General features: G+C 69.0%; 19 protein-coding genes. All 19 read left to right on the forward strand.

The window, feature by feature from the left end; all coding sequences use genetic code 11:
• The first annotated feature begins 5 nt into the window (after nucleotides 1-5).
• Complete coding sequence (gene ruvX / locus CPY97_RS06810) at nucleotides 6-473, forward strand: Holliday junction resolvase RuvX (protein ID WP_096421345.1); 468 nt, start codon at nucleotides 6-8, stop codon at nucleotides 471-473.
• Nucleotides 470-1,753 carry an endolytic transglycosylase MltG gene (mltG, locus tag CPY97_RS06815; RefSeq protein WP_161494094.1) on the forward strand — a complete coding sequence of 428 codons (1,284 nt, stop codon included), beginning with the start codon at nucleotides 470-472 and terminating at the stop codon, nucleotides 1,751-1,753. The genes ruvX and mltG overlap by 4 nt, the downstream gene beginning before the upstream one ends.
• Nucleotides 1,746-2,585, forward strand: a complete 840-nt coding sequence (locus CPY97_RS06820) for a shikimate dehydrogenase (RefSeq protein ID WP_096421347.1) — start codon at nucleotides 1,746-1,748, stop codon at nucleotides 2,583-2,585. The genes mltG and CPY97_RS06820 overlap by 8 nt, the downstream gene beginning before the upstream one ends.
• Before the next feature lie 52 nt (nucleotides 2,586-2,637).
• Nucleotides 2,638-3,840 (forward strand): chorismate synthase, encoded by a 1,203-nt coding sequence (gene aroC / locus CPY97_RS06825; protein ID WP_096421348.1) that lies wholly within the window; start codon nucleotides 2,638-2,640, stop codon nucleotides 3,838-3,840.
• A 4-nt stretch (nucleotides 3,841-3,844) separates the two neighbouring features.
• Nucleotides 3,845-4,372, forward strand: a complete 528-nt coding sequence (locus tag CPY97_RS06830; protein ID WP_231923869.1) for a shikimate kinase — start codon at nucleotides 3,845-3,847, stop codon at nucleotides 4,370-4,372.
• Complete coding sequence (gene aroB / locus CPY97_RS06835) at nucleotides 4,369-5,445, forward strand: 3-dehydroquinate synthase (protein ID WP_096421349.1); 1,077 nt, start codon at nucleotides 4,369-4,371, stop codon at nucleotides 5,443-5,445. The genes CPY97_RS06830 and aroB overlap by 4 nt, the downstream gene beginning before the upstream one ends.
• A 20-nt stretch (nucleotides 5,446-5,465) precedes the next feature.
• Complete coding sequence (locus CPY97_RS06840; protein WP_096421350.1) at nucleotides 5,466-5,909, forward strand: type II 3-dehydroquinate dehydratase; 444 nt, start codon at nucleotides 5,466-5,468, stop codon at nucleotides 5,907-5,909.
• Nucleotides 5,910-5,987: 78 nt separating this feature from the next.
• Complete coding sequence (efp, locus tag CPY97_RS06845; RefSeq protein WP_096421351.1) at nucleotides 5,988-6,551, forward strand: elongation factor P; 564 nt, start codon at nucleotides 5,988-5,990, stop codon at nucleotides 6,549-6,551.
• Between the two features lie 39 nt (nucleotides 6,552-6,590).
• The gene (nusB, locus tag CPY97_RS06850; protein ID WP_096421352.1) at nucleotides 6,591-7,001 is read left to right on the forward strand and encodes a transcription antitermination factor NusB; all 411 of its coding nucleotides are present in this window, start codon (nucleotides 6,591-6,593) and stop codon (nucleotides 6,999-7,001) included.
• 6 nt (nucleotides 7,002-7,007) lie between these two features.
• On the forward strand, nucleotides 7,008-7,691 hold the full coding sequence (locus CPY97_RS06855; RefSeq protein WP_096421353.1) for an HAD family hydrolase: 684 nt from the start codon (nucleotides 7,008-7,010) through the stop codon (nucleotides 7,689-7,691).
• A gap of 130 nt (nucleotides 7,692-7,821) precedes the next feature.
• Nucleotides 7,822-8,826: a phosphate/phosphite/phosphonate ABC transporter substrate-binding protein gene (gene phnD / locus CPY97_RS06860; protein ID WP_096421354.1), complete on the forward strand. Its 1,005-nt coding sequence runs from the start codon at nucleotides 7,822-7,824 to the stop codon at nucleotides 8,824-8,826.
• A 79-nt stretch (nucleotides 8,827-8,905) separates the two neighbouring features.
• Nucleotides 8,906-9,733: a phosphonate ABC transporter ATP-binding protein gene (gene phnC, locus CPY97_RS06865; RefSeq protein WP_096421355.1), complete on the forward strand. Its 828-nt coding sequence runs from the start codon at nucleotides 8,906-8,908 to the stop codon at nucleotides 9,731-9,733.
• Nucleotides 9,730-10,542 (forward strand): phosphonate ABC transporter, permease protein PhnE, encoded by an 813-nt coding sequence (gene phnE / locus CPY97_RS06870; RefSeq protein ID WP_096421356.1) that lies wholly within the window; start codon nucleotides 9,730-9,732, stop codon nucleotides 10,540-10,542. Before phnC ends, phnE (CPY97_RS06870) begins: the two co-directional genes overlap by 4 nt.
• Nucleotides 10,539-11,405 carry a phosphonate ABC transporter, permease protein PhnE gene (phnE, locus tag CPY97_RS06875; RefSeq protein WP_096421357.1) on the forward strand — a complete coding sequence of 289 codons (867 nt, stop codon included), beginning with the start codon at nucleotides 10,539-10,541 and terminating at the stop codon, nucleotides 11,403-11,405. The genes phnE (CPY97_RS06870) and phnE (CPY97_RS06875) overlap by 4 nt, the downstream gene beginning before the upstream one ends.
• 109 nt (nucleotides 11,406-11,514) lie before the next feature.
• A complete protein-coding gene (locus CPY97_RS06880) occupies nucleotides 11,515-12,333 on the forward strand; it encodes an ABC transporter ATP-binding protein (RefSeq protein ID WP_096421358.1) in 819 nt (272 codons plus the stop codon).
• Nucleotides 12,334-12,399: 66 nt separating this feature from the next.
• Nucleotides 12,400-13,437 (forward strand): aliphatic sulfonate ABC transporter substrate-binding protein, encoded by a 1,038-nt coding sequence (locus CPY97_RS06885; protein WP_096421359.1) that lies wholly within the window; start codon nucleotides 12,400-12,402, stop codon nucleotides 13,435-13,437.
• A 17-nt stretch (nucleotides 13,438-13,454) separates the two neighbouring features.
• Nucleotides 13,455-14,351, forward strand: coding sequence for an ABC transporter permease (locus tag CPY97_RS06890; protein ID WP_096421360.1), 897 nt, complete (start codon nucleotides 13,455-13,457; stop codon nucleotides 14,349-14,351).
• 166 nt (nucleotides 14,352-14,517) lie between these two features.
• Nucleotides 14,518-14,934 (forward strand): YybH family protein, encoded by a 417-nt coding sequence (locus tag CPY97_RS06895; RefSeq protein ID WP_096421361.1) that lies wholly within the window; start codon nucleotides 14,518-14,520, stop codon nucleotides 14,932-14,934.
• Between the two features lie 36 nt (nucleotides 14,935-14,970).
• Complete coding sequence (locus CPY97_RS06900; protein WP_096421362.1) at nucleotides 14,971-16,389, forward strand: purine-cytosine permease family protein; 1,419 nt, start codon at nucleotides 14,971-14,973, stop codon at nucleotides 16,387-16,389.
• Nucleotides 16,390-16,396: the final 7 nt, after the last annotated feature.

A 16,396-nucleotide genomic window follows, 5' to 3' on the forward strand; every position in this document is an offset into this window, starting at 1 on the left:
ACCCCGTGCGGTCGGGAGTGCGGCTCGGCATCGACGTGGGGAAGGCCCGCGTCGGTGTCGCGAAAAGCGATCTGCACGGCATACTCGCCACCCCGGTCGAGACGGTGCCGCGTCGTCCCGACACGGTCGACCGCCTGGTTGCCCTCGCCACAGAACACGACGTAATCGAACTCGTCGTGGGGCTGCCGCTGTCGATGAGCGGTGCTGACACCGCATCGACGGCCGATGCCCGGCAGCTGGCGGCAGAACTCGCCGCCCGCGGGCTGGCCGTGCGGCTCGTCGACGAGCGACTCACCACCGTCTCCGCCCAGCGCGCCCTGCACGGCGCTGGCCGCACGACGAAGTCGAGCCGCTCGGTCGTCGACCAAGTGGCCGCTGTTATTCTGCTCCAGCACGCGCTCGACCATGAGCGTTCCCGCGGGGACGCGCCGGGCGCCATCCTGACGGCCGACGGAGGACACCCGACATCGTGACCGACTCCCGCCCCGACAGCGCCGGCGCCGACGCGAACGACGACGCCTGGGATGCGATCTTCCGCACCCAGCCGAGCGACGAACCCGAGGCGGCCGCTCCGCCCCCCACCGCCGCCGCGCCGCAGAGCCGGCGCGAGGCCCGGGCCGTGGGCGGGCGCCTGAGCCGGTCGCGTGGCGACGCCGGTGCTGGCGCGCCGCCGAAGAAGCGGCGGCGAAAGTGGCCGTGGGTGCTGCTCGCCGTATTCCTGCTGCTGCTCGGCGGCGCAGGTGCCGCCGCATACTGGGCCTGGTCGAACTACGAGCCGCAGATCCGCAGCCTGCTCGGCATCGAACTGCCCAACGACTACGAGGGGGCCGGCAACGGCACCGAGGTGCTCTTCGCGATCAAGCCGGGGGACATCGGCTCGGACGTCGCCACGAACCTGGTCGACGCCGGCGTCACCATGACCTTCGACGCGTTCTACGACCTGCTGCTCGCCGATCCGAGCATCCAGTTCCAGCCGGGCACCTACGAACTGCAGGAGCAGATGTCGGCCCAGGCCGCCCTCGATATCCTGCGCGACCCCGAGAACATCATCACGATCCGCGCGCTCGTGCGGGAGGGCCTGCGCGCCGGCGAGGTGTTCGCCGCGCTGTCTGACGCGACCGGTGTGCCCATCGAGGATTACGAGACGGTCGCCGACGACCTCGCGGCACTCGGCATCCCCGACGAGGCCCCGAACATCGAGGGCTACCTGTTCCCGGCGACCTACACGTTCGAGCCGGGCGGCACCGCGTTCGACCACATCCAGCGCATGGTGAACGAGACCTTCTCTCGCCTGGATGCTCGGGGCGTCGCTGCAGAGGACCGTCACGAGGTGCTCACCATCGCCTCGCTGATTCAGCGCGAAGCGCGGCTCGACGAGGACTTCTTCCGCGTCTCGCGCGTCATTCAGAACCGCCTCGAGATCGACATGATGCTGCAGTTCGACTCGGCGACCCAGTACGGCGCGGGCGACACCGGCTCGGTGTGGTCGAGCGCGGACGCGCTCGAAGCGGACAACCCGTACAACACCTACGCCATCGTGGGACTGCCCATTGGGCCGATTGCCGCCCCCGGCGATCTCGCCATCGACGCGGCCCTGAACCCCGCCGAGGGCGACTGGATCTACTTCGTCACGGTGAACCTCGCGACGGGCGAGACGCAGTTCTCGGTCACGCTCGCCGAGCACGAGCAGGGCGTCGAACGCCTGCGCGCGTGGTGTCGCGAGAGCGACGAGAACGCGCAGTTCTGTGCCTGATCGCCGGCTCGCCGTGATCGGTTCGCCGATCGCGCACTCGCTGTCTCCTGCCCTGCACCGCGCGGCCTACCGCGCACTCGGCCTCGACTGGGGCTACGACCGCCACGAGGTGCGCGCCGGAGGCCTTACCGCGTTCGTCGACGGCCTCGACCGTCAGTGGCGCGGGCTGTCGGTCACGATGCCCCTCAAGGAGGAGACGGCCGAACTTGCCGACGGCGCCGATCGCACCGTCGAGTTGACGGGCGCCGCCAACACGCTGCTGCTCGACGGCGGTCGCCGTATCGCCCGCAACACCGACGTCGCAGGCGTCGAGCGTGCTCTCGCCGATGCGGGCGCGACCGACGTCGAACACGCCGTGGTCGTTGGGGCGGGCGCGACGGCGCGCAGCGTGCTCGTGGCGCTCGACCACCTGGGTCTCCGCGGCGTCACCACGCTCGTCCGCGACCCCTCCCGGGCGGTAACGTTCGCCCGACTCGCCGAGGAGCTCGGTCTCGAACTCGACCTCGTCGACGTCGCCGAGCTTCGCCACCTGGTCGACGGCACAGACGTCGTCGCCTGGACTCTTCCGAACGGCGTTCCCCTGCCCACCCCGCTGACCCTGACGGATGCGCCGAACGCGGTCGCGCTGGACGTCACCTACTCGCCGTGGCCGGGCCCGCTTGCCGAACCGTGGCTGGCCGCAGGCGGTCGCGTGGCGTCCGGCCGTGACATGTTGCTGCACCAGGCCGTCCGCCAGGTGCGCTTCTTCGTCAGCGGCCAGACGGAGTCGCCGCTGCCGGACGAGGAACTGGTCGAGGCGGCGATGCGCGCCGCGCTGCCGGAGGCGTCCTGACGGGCCGCACCCCGTGCATCCCGCGCTCGAATAGCCGTGGGAGGATGGAACAATGCTGCGCTGGTTGACCGCTGGAGAATCGCACGGGCCCGAACTCGTGGCCATTCTGGAAGGCCTCCCCGCCGGGGTGCCCGTCACGCGTGAGGCCATTCAGGCCGACCTTGCGCGCCGCAAGCTCGGCTATGGGCGCGGCGCGCGCATGAAGTTCGAGGCCGACCAGCTCGACATCTCGGGCGGCATTCGCCACGGCGTCACCATGGGCAGCCCCGTCGCGCTGCGCATCGGCAACACCGAGTGGCCCAAGTGGACCACCGTGATGAGCCCCGACCCGGTCGACCCCGCCGAGCTGACGGGCGGCCGCGCCGCCCCGCTCACGCGCCCCCGCCCCGGCCACGCCGACCTCGTCGGCATGCAGAAGTACGGCTTCGACGAGTCGCGCCCCGTGCTCGAGCGCGCGAGCGCCCGTGAGACCGCCGCGCGCGTCGCCCTCGGCGCCGTCGCCCGCGCCTTCCTCGCTGAGCTCGGTATCCGCCTTGTCAGCCACACCCTCTCGATCGGCCCCGTGCGGGTGCCCGACGACGCCCCGCTGCCGCGTCCCGGCGATGTTGATCGCCTCGACGCCGACCCGCTGCGCTGCCTGCACGCTGAGACATCCGCGGCGATGGTGGCCGAGGTCGACGCGGCCCACAAAGACGGCGACACGCTCGGCGGCGTCGTCGAAGTGCTCGCCTACGGCGTGCCCCCGGGCCTCGGCTCGTACACCCACTGGGACCGTCGCCTCGACGCGAAGCTCGCGCACGCGCTCATGGGAATCCAGGCCATCAAGGGCGTTGAGGTCGGAGACGGCTTCGAGACGACCCGTCGCCGCGGCTCGGCCGCACACGACGAGCTGGTGCCCGGCGACGGCCTCGTCGAACGCCTCACCGACCGCGCGGGAGGCACCGAGGGTGGCATGTCGACCGGCACGGTGTTGCGCGTGCGCGCCGGCATGAAGCCGATCGCGACGGTGCCGCACGCCCTGCGAACGATCGATACCGCGACCGGCGACGCCGCACCCGCCCACCACCAGCGCTCCGACGTCTGCGCTGTCCCCGCCGCTGGGGTGGTCGCCGAAGCCATGGTGGCGCTTGTCGTCGCCGACGCGGTGCTCGACAAGTTCGGCGGCGACTCCGTCGCCGAAACACGGCGCAACCTCGAGGCGTACCGCGCCGCTATCCCGGCCACGCTCGCGACAGCCGTCATCACCGGTGACTGACCGCGTGCATCCCGCCGTCGTGTTGATCGGCCCGCCGGCGGCCGGCAAGACGAGAATCGGTAAGCGCATCGCGCGCTCTCTCGAGACGGAGTTCGTGGACACCGACCGGATGATCGTGGATCGTCACGGCCCGATCCCCGAGATTTTCGAGCACGAGGGTGAGCCGACGTTCCGCGCCTACGAGCGTGATGCGGTCGCCGACGCGCTCACCCTCGACGGCGCGGTCGTCGCGCTCGGCGGGGGAGCGGTCATGACCCCAGAGACGGCAGACCGCCTCGCCGGCCTCCCCATCGCGCTGCTCACGATCACCGAGGAGGCCGCTGAGGCGCGCCTCACCCGGTCGGGCTCGTCGCGCCCCCTCGTCGCGGGCGGCGTTGCGCAGTGGGCGGCCCTCGTCGAGCGCCGCATGCCGACCTATCGGATGCTCGCGCGGGCCACCTGGGACACCTCCCGTCGCCCCGCCGACACCATCGCCATCGAGATTGCCGACTGGGTGCGCCTGGGTGCGCCCGAGGGGAAGGAAGCGTCATGACGGACGCCACGATCATCTCCGTTGCCTCGGGCGGGGGCTACGACGTCCACGTCGGCCGCGGCCTCGTCGATTCTCTCGGCTCCGTGCTGCCGCCGAACGCCGCCAAAGTGCTCGTGATCCACGCGCCCGCGATGGCGCCCGCCGCCGAACGCCTGCGCGAGCAACTGGCGGGCCGCACTGAGGTGCTGCTCGCCGAGGTGCCCGACGCCGAAGGGGCCAAGCGGGTGGAGGTCGCGGCCTTCTGCTGGCAGATTCTCGGCCAAACCGACTTCACGCGCACCGACGCGATCGTGGGGCTCGGTGGGGGAGCGACCACAGACCTCGCCGGCTTCGTCGCCGCCACCTGGCTGCGTGGCGTGCCGTGGGTCGCCGTTCCGACGACCGTGCTCGGAGCCGTTGATGCGGCCGTCGGCGGCAAGACCGGCATCAACACCGCCGAGGGCAAGAACCTCGTCGGCGCCTTCTGGGCGCCGCGCGCGGTCGTCGCCGACCTCGACCTTGTCGCGACGCTCCCGAAGAACGACATCCTTGCCGGGTTTGCCGAGATCGTGAAGGCCGGCTTCATCGCCGATGAGCGCATCCTCGAGCTCATCGAGGCTGACGTGGAGACGGCGACCGACCCGAGCAGCGCGGTCTTCCGTGAACTCATCGAACGCGCCATTCGCGTGAAGGCCGAGGTTGTCAGCGACGACTTCACCGAACAGGGCCGTCGCGAGATTCTGAACTACGGCCACACCCTCGGACACGCCATCGAGCACGCCGAGCGCTACCGGTGGCGACACGGTTCGGCGGTCGCCATCGGCATGATCTTCGCCGCCGAGCTGTCGAGGCTCGCCACGGGTCTTCCCGACGCCGTCGTCGACCGCCACCGCGCGATCCTCGAGTCGCTCACCCTGCCAACCTCGTATCCGATTGGACGCTGGAAGACGTTGCTGGCGACCATGCAGCGCGACAAGAAGACGCGTGCGGGCATGCTGCGCTTCATCGTGCTCGATGACGTCGGCCGCCCCCGGGTTCTCAACGGGACCGACGAGTCGCTGCTGTTCAGCGCGTACCAAGAGGTCGGCTCTTGAGCCGCCAGTAGGGTGAACGCATGGCAGACACCGACCGCGTGCTGGTGCTGAACGGCCCGAACCTCGATCGGCTCGGCACCCGGCAGCCCGAAATCTACGGCACGATGAGCCTCGCTGACATCGAGCGGATGCTCGCCGAGCACCATCCGGACGTCGCCCTCGACGTGCGCCAGACGAACGACGAGGCGACCCTGATCGGCTGGATGCACGAGGCCGTTGACGAGCGCCTGCCCGTCATCCTGAACCCCGCCGCCTTCACGCACTACTCGTACGCCCTGCGGGATGCCGCCGCTCTCGTGACGGAGGCGGGCCTTCCGCTGATCGAGGTGCACCTGTCGAACCCCCACGCGCGCGAGACGTTCCGACACACGAGTGTGATCAGCGGCGTCGCGACCGGTGTCATCGCCGGCTTCGGTCAGCACTCCTACCTGCTCGCCCTCGACCAGGTGCGGCGCCAAGGTTAGCGTCGACTAGACTTCCCCGGCGGTGCGCGGCGCACCGCACACGACTTTGTGTACCAAACGAACGGATACGAACACGCCATGGCCACCACGAACGACATCAAGAACGGTAGCGTCCTCTCGCTCGACGGCCAGCTCTGGAGCGTCATCGAGTTCCAGCACGTGAAGCCAGGCAAGGGCGGCGCGTTCGTACGCACCAAGCTGAAGAACGTCACGAGTGGCAAGGTCGTCGACAAGACGTTCAACGCGGGCACCAAGATCGACTTCGCCGTCGTTGACCGCCGCGACTACCAGTACCTCTACCAGGACGGCGACGGCTTCGTCTTCATGGACCTCACCGACTACGACCAGATCACGGTCCCGTCGGAGACCGTCGGCGACGCGAAGAACTTCATGCTTGAGAACCAGAACGTGACGATCGCCATGCACGAGGGCGTCGCGCTCTACCTCGACCTGCCCGCGTCGGTGGTGCTCGAGGTCACGTACACCGAGCCGGGCCTGCAGGGCGACCGCTCGACCGGCGGCACGAAGCCCGCCACGCTCGAGACCGGCTACGAGATCCAGGTTCCGCTGTTCCTCGATGCGAACACGAAGGTCAAGGTCGACACCCGCACGGGCGACTACCTCGGCCGCGTCAACGACTAGCGTCGTGACGCACCCGATCCGAGCCCCGCGGGGCCACGCGTGAGCGCCCGCACGAAGGCGCGCAAGCGCGCCCTCGACATGCTCTATATCGCCGACGTTCGCCAGGCGAGCCTGCGCGACATCCTGCGCGAGGAGGCCGAGCGCTCTGCCGCCCAGCCCCAGCGCTCGTCGAGCTGGCCGTACGCCGAGGAAATCGTGCGCGGCGTGATCGACAACGCCGACGGCATCGACCGTCTGATCGAACTGCACGCGACGGGCTGGAGCCTCGCCCGCATGCCCGCCGTCGACCGCGCGATCCTCCGCGTCGCCGTCTGGGAGCTTCTGCACAACCCCGAGGTGCCCGACGCGGTCGCGATCAGCGAGGCGATCGAGGCGGCGACGCTGCTGTCGACTGATGACTCGGCGGCCTTCGTGAACGGCGTTCTCGGGGCGATCGCCGACGGTCGCTAGGTCGGCGTGCGCGGCGTCCTGATCCTCGATTTCGATGGGACGCTGTGCCTGGGTGATGCCCCGGTGCGCGCCTACGCCGCCGAGGTCGCCGCGTTACTCGGGGGCGACCCGGCGCTGATCAACGAACCCCTCGACGCGTTTCTCGCTACGCGCGTGTCGACGATCGAGGGGGTGGTTGACGGATACCAGGCCGTGGCGCACCTCGCGCGACAGCATGGCCTGAACGACGCGGCGCTCAGCACGGCGTACACGCGCTCGAGGCGGGCACTCGACTCGGGTCACCTCGACATCTCGGCACCGGACGGGATCCACGAACTTCTCGGAGAGTGGTCGGACTATCGCCGGGTTCTCGTCACCAACGCGCCGGGGGCGGGCACCTCGGCCCTGCTGGAGACGCTCGGCATCGCGTCCCTCATCGACGACGTGGTGGGGGACGCGCGCAAGCCCGGCGGACTCGAGCGCTTGCTCGCGCAGCCGGACCGCCTGGGCTGGAATTCCGGAGAGCCGCTGGTGTCGGTCGGGGACATCTGGGTGAATGACCTGGCGCCGGTGGCCGCGCGCGGAGGCCTCACCGGTCTCATTGAGCGGCACGCTCAACCGGAGGCCACCCCCAGCGTCCGTGCACCGCGCATCCAGGACGTGCTCGACGAGCTCCGCACGGTTCGCGACGGCGCGGCGACGACAGAGTGAACGTCACGTAAATTTCGCGTCCAGGAATACGGAACCTCTCCTCAGAACAACCGTCTCGACGTAAGGTCGAAGAAGTCCGCCGGGCACACGCGGCGGGTCCCCCCCTGACACCGCACCAGAGGAGACCCCCATGACTGCTTTTCCGCGCCGCTTCGGCGTCGTCGCAGCCGCATCCGTCCTCGCGCTCGGCCTTGCCGCCTGCGCGAGCGACGAGCAGGCCACCGAGGACCCGACGACCGACCCCGGCACCTCGACTGATGTCGAGATGCCCGAGGAGCTCGTGCTCGGCCTCGTGCCCTCGCAGGAGGTCGACCAGCTCGTCCTCGACGCCGAGGTGCTCGGCGAGCTGCTGAGTGAGGAGCTCGGAATTCCCGTGCGGGCAGAGGTGACCGAGAGCTACAACGCGCTCGTTGTCGCCATGCAGGCAGGCCAGGCCCAGATCGGCATGTTCGGCCCGATCGCTCTCGTCCAGGCCGCCGACCAGGCGGGCGCCGTGCCGGTGCTGCAGTCGGTGCGCTTTGGGTCGAGCACCTACGTGACGCAGTGGTTCACCAACGACCCTGACCGCTTCTGCTCCACCCCGGTTGTCGTTGACGAAGACGGTTACTCGTTCTGCAACGGCGTTGACGAGGCCACCTCGGGCCCGGTCGGGGAAGAGGCGCTCGCGAACATTACGCAAGACGAGGCCATCTCATTCGTCGATGAGGGTTCGGCCTCGGGGTACTACTACCCGGCGACCCAGCTGGAGAACGCCGGACTTGACCCGTTTGATCTCTCGGGTGCGTTCTTCGCGGGTGGTCACCCCAACTCGGTGCTCTCGGTCGCTCGCGGCGACGCGACGGTGGGTGTGAGCTTCAACGATGCGCGCACCAACGTCGTCGAGGAGCTGCCGACCGTGGGCGAAGATGTGGTCGTCTTTGCGTGGTCGACCAACATTCCGAACGACGGCGTCGCCGTCGCCGGTGACCTCAGCCCCGAGGTGCAGCAGATGATCACGGATGCGTTCCTCGCGATCGCGGCGACCGACGAGGGTCTCGCCGCCCTCGACGCGGTCTACAGCATTGAGGATTTGGTGCCCGCCGACCTCGACGCCCTGGACGCCGCGCGTCAGGTCGAGGCAAACTTCGGCGAGTAGTACCGTCGCGAGGGCCGGGGCGGTCAGCTGCCCCGGCCCTCTGTCCGTCGTCCACCCCCAGCCCCCAAAGGCGAGAGTTGTGATCAGCTTCCGTGACGTCAGCGTCACCTATCCCAATGGCACCGTCGGCCTCGATGGTGTGACGCTCGAGATTCCTGCGGGTCAGTTCGTTGTCGTTGTCGGACTCTCGGGCGCCGGAAAGTCCACCCTGATCCGCACGATCAACGGCCTGGTGCCGGTCACCGGCGGCGAACTCGAGGTTGACGGCGTGCGCGTTGACGGCGCCACTCCGCGCCGGCTGCGAGCGCTGCGCTCGCGCATCGGAATGATCTTCCAGTCGTTCAACCTGGTCGGCCGCGTGACCGTGCTGCGCAACGTCCTCGTCGGTCGCCTGCACGCGACGCCACTTGTGCCGTCCCTCGTCGGCTACGTTCGCGCATCCGATAGAGAGCAGGCGTTTGTCGCGTTGGAACGGGTGGGCATCGTCGACAAGGCATACGTTCGCGCCAATCAGCTCTCGGGGGGACAGCAGCAGCGCGTCGCCATTGCGCGGGCGCTCGCCCAAGATCCGGCCGTGATTCTCGCCGACGAGCCGGTCGCCTCGCTCGACCCGCCCACGGCGAATATGGTCATGCGCGATCTCCAGCGCATCAATGCCGAATTGGGCATTACGACGATCGTCAACCTGCACTTCCTCGACCTCGCTCGCCGCTATGCCCACCGCATCATCGGCATGCGCGCCGGGCAGGTCGTCTTTGATGGCACGCCCGCCGAGGCCGATGACGCCGTGTTCGAGCAGATCTACGGCCGGTCCTTGACGGCTGACGACGTGCTCACCGACGACCTCGAGGCCCTCGAGTCTGACGTGCCCGAGTCGAGCCACGGCACCTCGGGGGCGGGAGCGTGACGGCAACCGCCAAGTCGGCGTCGGCGCCGCCGTCGGCGCGGCCGCGGAAGCCCCGAACCGGGCCCGGCGCCTACCTCGCGGCTCTCGCGGTGATCGCCATCACGGTGTGGGCCGCCGTCGGTATCGAGTTCGACCTGTCACCGCTCTGGACCGATCTGGGGCGCGGATGGTTCATCATCCAGGAGTTCCTGCAGCCGAACTGGGCGTTCATCGCTCGCACCGTCGGCCCGTGGACCGAAACGCTGTCCATCGCGCTCATCGCGACGACGGTGGGGTGCACCATCGGACTGGGCATGGCGCTCTTGGCGTCTCGGGTCACCACGGCGAACCCCGTGCTGTATCGCGCGGCCAAGCTGTTTCTGTCGGTCGTGCGCTCGCTGCCCGACGTCGGCTATGGCCTGCTGTTCTTTGCCCTGGTGGGGGCGGGGTCGCTCGCCGGGATCCTCGCGCTGATCATGTTCAACATCGGCATCATTGCGAAGCTCACGAGCGAGACGATCGACGCTGTCGATCGCGGCCCGCTGGAGGCGGCCGACGCGGCGGGCGCGCACGCGTTGCAACGCGCGCGCTATGTCGTCACACCGTCGATCCTGCCGAACTATCTCTCGTACTGCCTCTACGTGCTCGAGCTCAACATTCGCGCTTCGGTCGTGATCGGCATCGTGGGCGGCGGCGGTATTGGCGCAACGCTGAGCGTTGAGTTTGCGCGATTCAACTACTCGAACGTGTCGGCCATCGTCGTGTTGCTCTTTGTCGTGGTGTTCTCGATCGACCTCGTGTCGCAGTCGATTCGACGGAGGCTCGCATGACCGCCCCCGCCGCGCGCCGCGGAGCGTCGCCGCGCCCCAGCGCCCCGTCCCGCACGCGTTACACCCTGATGCAACTCGGCCTCCTGGCCCTGATCGTGATCGCCGTGACCGTGGCGAATGCTCGCTGGGAGCGACTGGCTGAGATTCCCGCGCAGTCACTGGTGTACGGCGAGCTCATGCTGCGCGGGGTCCTGCAGAACCCCTTTTCCGAGCCATACGCCACCTACTGGAGCGACGCACTGCGACTCATGTTCGAGTCGCTGCAGATCGCGTGGATCGGCACGGTCATCGGCGCGCTGCTGTCGTTCCCCTTGGCGTTTCTCGCGGCGTCGACGGTGGCCCCGCGCTGGATTGTCTTCCCGACCCGGCAGTTTCTGAATATCGTGCGGGCGATCCCCGAGTTGGTGTTCGCGATCGCGATCATGCTGCCGATCTTCGGTCTCGGCCCGCTCGCCGGCGCCCTGGCGATCGGCGTCGGCTCGATCGGAACCCTGGGCAAGCTCACGAGTGAGGCGATTGAGTCGGTACCGCCCGGCCCCAGCGAGGCGCTGCGAGCAGCCGGAGCGAGCACGCTGCAGCGCCTGCGGTTTGCCGTAACGCCGCAAATCTTGCCCGAGGTGATTGCCTTCTGGCTCTACCGCTTCGAGATCAATATTCGCGCGAGCGCCATCCTTGGCATCCTGGGTGCCGGCGGCGTTGGCTCACTGCTCGCCCAGGTGTTTGAGCGCCGCGACTGGGAGCGGGTCGGCATCACGCTTGCCGTCATCATCATCGTCACGATCATCGTCGACCAGATTTCCGGAGCGGTGCGCCACCGTGTGATCGAGGGTGCGCCCACGTCGAAGCGGACGGCTCTGGTCTAGGCACGCGTCGAGGCGCCCCAGGATGCCTGTGTGACGCAATGTTTCACCGGGTGTCACACTGTGTCGCCTGCGCTTGAGGCGTGACGACGCGGCTCCGTACCGTGGCGGCATGACGTTCACCGCTCCCTCGACTCTGGCGACCTCGCCCGCACTTCCCGTGCGCCTGTCGGGCGTGGGGCGCTCGTTCACCGACGACGCCGGCTCGGGGGAGCGCCCCGTGCTCCGCGACGTCGACCTCGACATCGCCGCCGGTGAAATCGTCGCCTTGATCGGTGCCTCCGGCTGCGGAAAATCGACGCTGCTGCGTCAGATCAGCGGCTTGGATGCGCCCACCACCGGCTCGGTCACGATCGGCGGCGAGGCGGTCGCCCCCGCCGATCAGCGCTGCGCGGTCGCCTTTCAGGAGCCGCGTCTGCTGCCCTGGCGGTCCATTTCTCGCAACGTCGAACTGGGCATCCCGCGCAGCCTCGACCGCGCCGCCGGTCGTGAGCGTGTTGCCGAGTTGCTCGAACTCGTTCAGCTCACCGACGCCGCCGCGCTGCGCCCCCGTCAGATCTCGGGCGGCATGGCTCAGCGGGTGTCGCTGGCCCGCGCGCTCGCGCGCGGCCCGGGCGTGCTGCTCCTCGACGAGCCCTTCGGCGCGCTGGATGCGCTCACCCGCCTGACGATGCAAGACCTGCTGGTCGACATCCACGCCGTCGAGCCGGCCACGATCGTGCTCGTCACCCACGATGTCGACGAGGCGCTCACCCTCGCCGACCGTGTTGTCCTTCTCGGACGGGACCCCGACGGAGCGCCCGGGGCGAGCATCCGCCGCATCGTTGACGTGCCCGGAACGCGGCCGCGCGACCGGGCTGACGCCCAGCTCGCCGAGTTGCGCGCCGAGCTGCTCGACGCGCTCGGCGTCGACAGCCATCACGGCCACTAGACCGCACCACCCCGCACCACCCGCCACCACCCCAACCGCCCTCTGGCACACACGAAAGGCACCACCATGACTCGCCGTCCCCTCATCTCGCTCGCCGCCGTCGCCGCTGTCGCGACGATGGCGATGACGGGTTGCGTCGCAGGCGAGGGCAGTGCCATCGCTCCCGAGCCCACCGAAAGCGCCGCCGCGGGGGAGTGGTCGAGCGACCGCCTCTCGCTCGACTTCGCGACCTACAACCCGCTCAGCCTGATCATTCGCGACCAGGGCTGGCTCGAGGCCGAGCTCGGCGACGACGTCGAGGTGGTCTGGACCCAGTCTCTCGGCTCGAACCGCGCGAACGAGGGCCTGCGCGCGGGCGAGCTCGACCTCGGCTCGACGGCCGGCTCGGCCGCGCTGCTGGCCCGCGCCAACGGCTCGCCGATTCGCACGGTCGCCGTGTACACGCAGCCGGAGTGGGCGGCAATTGTCGCGCCAGAGGGTTCCGACATCACCGAGGTCTCCGACCTGCGCGGCAAGACGGTTGCCGTCACCTTCGGCACCGACCCCTACTTCTTCCTGCTGCAGGCGTTGGAGGAGGCCGGTGTCGACCCGTCCGAGGTGTCTATTCAGAACCTCCAGCACGCCGACGGAGCTGCGGCCCTCGCCAACGGCACGGTCGACGCCTGGTCGGGGCTCGACCCCATCATGGCCTCCGCCGAGGCGACCGGCGCGACGCTCGTCTACCGCAACATCGACTTCAACTCCTACGGCGTGCTGAACGCGACGGAGGAGTTCGCCGAGCGCAGCCCCGATCTGTTGCAGCTCGTTGTCGACGCCTACGAGCGGGCTCGCCAGTGGGCGCTCGAGAACCCCGAGGAGACCGCCGAGATTCTCGCCGAGGTGGGCGCGATCGACATCGACATCGCTCGCGTCGTGCTGCTCGAGCGAACCGTGATCGACCTCGACCCGGTGCCCGGCGACGTGCAGCTCGACGTGCTCACGACGATCGGCCCGATCCAGGTCGCCAACGGCGACATTGCCTCGCAAGACGCGGTGGATGCGGCTCTCGCCGAACTGTTCCTGCCCGACTTCGCCCGGAACGCCGACCCCAGTCGGTTCGAGTAGCCCGGAGGACGCCAGCCATGGCCCTTGACCAGCGCACCAGCGCAACCGCGACGCGGCGACCCGAGGAATCGGGCCGCCGCGTCGCGGCGCCCACCGTCGCCGGCTCTGACGTCGGCTCGTCAGGAATAGACCGCAGGCCCGCGCGCGATCGCGGACCGCGCGGCCGTCGACTCGGTTACGTCGCCCTCGGCGCCGCATTGCCGATCCTGATTCTCGTCCTGTGGCAGCTCGCCTCGACCCTCGGCTGGGTTCCGGCGCATCGCCTGCCGACGCCCGAGTCGGTTGTGCTGGCCGCGATCGACCTCGGCGAGCGCGGGCTTCTCGGCCTCTACGTGGCGATCTCGACCCAACGCGTGGTGATCGGCTTCGCGCTCGGCGCGATCGTGGGACTCGTACTCGGTGCCATCGTCGGGCTCTCGAAGCTTGCCGACGGCGCTCTCGCGCCGACGGTCGGGGCCCTGCGCGCCGTGCCGTCGCTCGCCTGGGCTCCGCTGCTCATGCTCTACATCGGCTTCGGTGAAGACTCGAAGGTAGCCCTCGTTGCCATTGGTGCTGCCTTCCCCGTGTACACGACGGTCGCCGGGGCGCTGCGCCATGTCGACCGCCAGCTCGTCGAGCTCGGCCGCGCCTACGGCTACCGCGGTGTGTCGCTGCTCGCGACCGTGCAGCTGCCCGCGATCGTTCCCTCCGTTGTCTCGGGCCTGCGGCTCGCGCTCGCGCAGTCGTGGCTGTTCCTGGTCGCCGCCGAACTGGTGGGGTCAACCATGGGATTGGGCTTCCTGCTGATCGAGTCGCAGAACAATGGCCGCATCGACCGGCTCTTCCTGGCGATCGTGTTGCTCGCCATCCTCGGCAAGACCACGGACGCACTTGTCGGGTTGGGAGAGCGTCAGCTGCTGAAGCGCTGGGGCTGAGCCCCGCGCATCCCGCGCGCACGCAAACGCGCCCCGCGCCGCCCCACGGCGGCGCGGGGCGCGTTGCGCTTGACAGGAGGAGCGACGCGAGCGACCATTGCGTATGTTGTCTAACAGACAACGATTGGTGCACTAGAGGCACCTGACTGCGCAGGGAAGGACACCGATGTCGAGCACGACCGCCGCCGCACCGCTGACGGAAGCAGAGGTCACCGCCGCGGCCGCTCGCATCGTCGACGCCTTCGCCCGCACCGACACGAACGCCTACTTTGCCGAGTTCGATCCCGCGGCGACGTTCGTGTTTCACCCCGAAGCGTCCCGCCTCGACAGTCGAGCCGACTATGAGAAGCTCTGGGCGAGCTGGCTCGCCGAGGGGTGGCGGGTGGTCTCGTGCGTGAGCAATGAACCGCTCGTTCAGCTGCTCGGTGAGACGGCGATCTTCACGCACACGGTCACGACGACAGCGGGCGTGCCCGGAGGCGACGCGACAACCCTCGAGCGCGAGACGATCGTGTTCCAGCGCCAGACAGACGGCAGCGTGCTCGCCGTGCACGAACACCTGTCGACGGCCCCCACGACCTGATTCACCCCCCCACCCCACCCGACAAAGGAGTCACCGATGTCCACCACGACCGCTCGCCCCTCAGCGTGGCGCCGCCTGTCTGACCGGCTCGAAGCCAACGCCGACGGCTCGGGCCCGCTGCGCGGAAGCCTGACCTGGCGCCGGATCGCCATGATCTGGCTCGCTTCGAACTTTGTCGTCACGACCATGCTGACGGGCACCATCTTCGTGCCCGGCGTCGGCTACGGCGAAGCGCTGATGCTGATTCTCGTTGGCTCGATCATCGGTGGTGCCGTGCTCGTCACGGTGGGGGCCATCGGCACCCGCACGGGCCTCGCCACGATGTCGCTCACGCGCGGCGCCTTCGGCACGCGTGGTTCGCTTCTTCCCGTCGCCGCGAACCTGCTGATTCTGCTCGGCTGGAGCTGGGTGCAGGCGATGCTCGCGGGCATCACCGTCGACTTCGTCGTCGCCGAGTTCACGGGCTACTCGAACCCCGCTCTGTTCGCCGTAATCTGCCAGCTGATCGTCGTTGGCCTCGCGATCTTCGGCCACGAGGGCATCAGCCGGGTCGAGCCGTGGCTCGCCGTGGTCATGATCGGCATCATCGGGTACGTCCTGACCGTCGCATTCACGACCTTCCCGCCGAGCGCCTACTTCGCGGTTCCCGCCGACGCCTCGATCGGGCTGACGAACCTCACCGTGCTCGACATCGTGATCGCGACCGCCATCTCCTGGACGGTCTTGTCGGCCGACTTCAACCGCCTTGGCCGCAGCACGCGCCCGACCGTGGTCGGTTCGGGTGTCGGCTACGTCGTCTCGACCTTCCTGTCGATGACGCTCGGCGCCACCGCGATCGCCTACGTCGTGCTTGCTGGCGGCGAGGTCGTCGAGTTCGACCCGGGCGTCATCGTCGGCGAGTTCGGCGTCGCGCTGGCCGCCGTCATCTTCGTCTCGGTGATGGCGACCAACACGCTCGTCGTCTACGGCATGACCACGTCGGCCATCAACGCGCTGCCGCGCCTGAAGCTCCGCTTCCTGCCGACCGCGCTCGTGATCGGCGCGATCACGGTCATCGGCTCGACGTTCCTCGGCCTCCTCGGCCTCTTCATCGACTTCCTGTTCGTGATCGGGGCGATCTTCATTCCCGTGTTCGCGATCATGATCGTCGACTACTACGTCGTCAACCGTCGCGTCTACACGGCCGACATCCTGAAGCACCGCGGTGGCCGGTACTGGTTCACCGGCGGCGTGAACATTCCGATGATCATCGTGTGGGTGCTCGGATTCGGCTTCTCGTTGCTGCTGACCTACCAGTTCCCGAGCCCCATCGGTGCGACGATTCCGGCATTCGTGTTCACGGTCGTGATCGCTGTTGCCGCCGCAGCGCTGACGGGCCGCCTGACGCGCGACGGCTCCGAGCCCGAGCACCAGCACCTCGCGGACGCCGCACCCGAACGGGCGGTCGAGGCGTAGCCTCTGG

This window comes from Microcella alkaliphila, assembly GCF_002355395.1.
In the GTDB taxonomy this organism is placed as follows: domain Bacteria; phylum Actinomycetota; class Actinomycetes; order Actinomycetales; family Microbacteriaceae; genus Microcella; species Microcella alkaliphila_A.

Coding starts and splice junctions, on each gene's coding strand:
- aroC (WP_096421348.1), top strand. CDS start 2,638: ATGCTGCGCTGGTTGACCGCTGGAGAATCGCACGGGCCCGAACTCGTG.
- aroB (WP_096421349.1), top strand. CDS start 4,369: ATGACGGACGCCACGATCATCTCCGTTGCCTCGGGCGGGGGCTACGAC.
- CPY97_RS06840 (WP_096421350.1), top strand. CDS start 5,466: ATGGCAGACACCGACCGCGTGCTGGTGCTGAACGGCCCGAACCTCGAT.
- efp (WP_096421351.1), top strand. CDS start 5,988: ATGGCCACCACGAACGACATCAAGAACGGTAGCGTCCTCTCGCTCGAC.
- phnD (WP_096421354.1), top strand. CDS start 7,822: ATGACTGCTTTTCCGCGCCGCTTCGGCGTCGTCGCAGCCGCATCCGTC.
- phnE (WP_096421357.1), top strand. CDS start 10,539: ATGACCGCCCCCGCCGCGCGCCGCGGAGCGTCGCCGCGCCCCAGCGCC.
- CPY97_RS06880 (WP_096421358.1), top strand. CDS start 11,515: ATGACGTTCACCGCTCCCTCGACTCTGGCGACCTCGCCCGCACTTCCC.
- CPY97_RS06885 (WP_096421359.1), top strand. CDS start 12,400: ATGACTCGCCGTCCCCTCATCTCGCTCGCCGCCGTCGCCGCTGTCGCG.
- CPY97_RS06890 (WP_096421360.1), top strand. CDS start 13,455: ATGGCCCTTGACCAGCGCACCAGCGCAACCGCGACGCGGCGACCCGAG.
- CPY97_RS06895 (WP_096421361.1), top strand. CDS start 14,518: ATGTCGAGCACGACCGCCGCCGCACCGCTGACGGAAGCAGAGGTCACC.
- CPY97_RS06900 (WP_096421362.1), top strand. CDS start 14,971: ATGTCCACCACGACCGCTCGCCCCTCAGCGTGGCGCCGCCTGTCTGAC.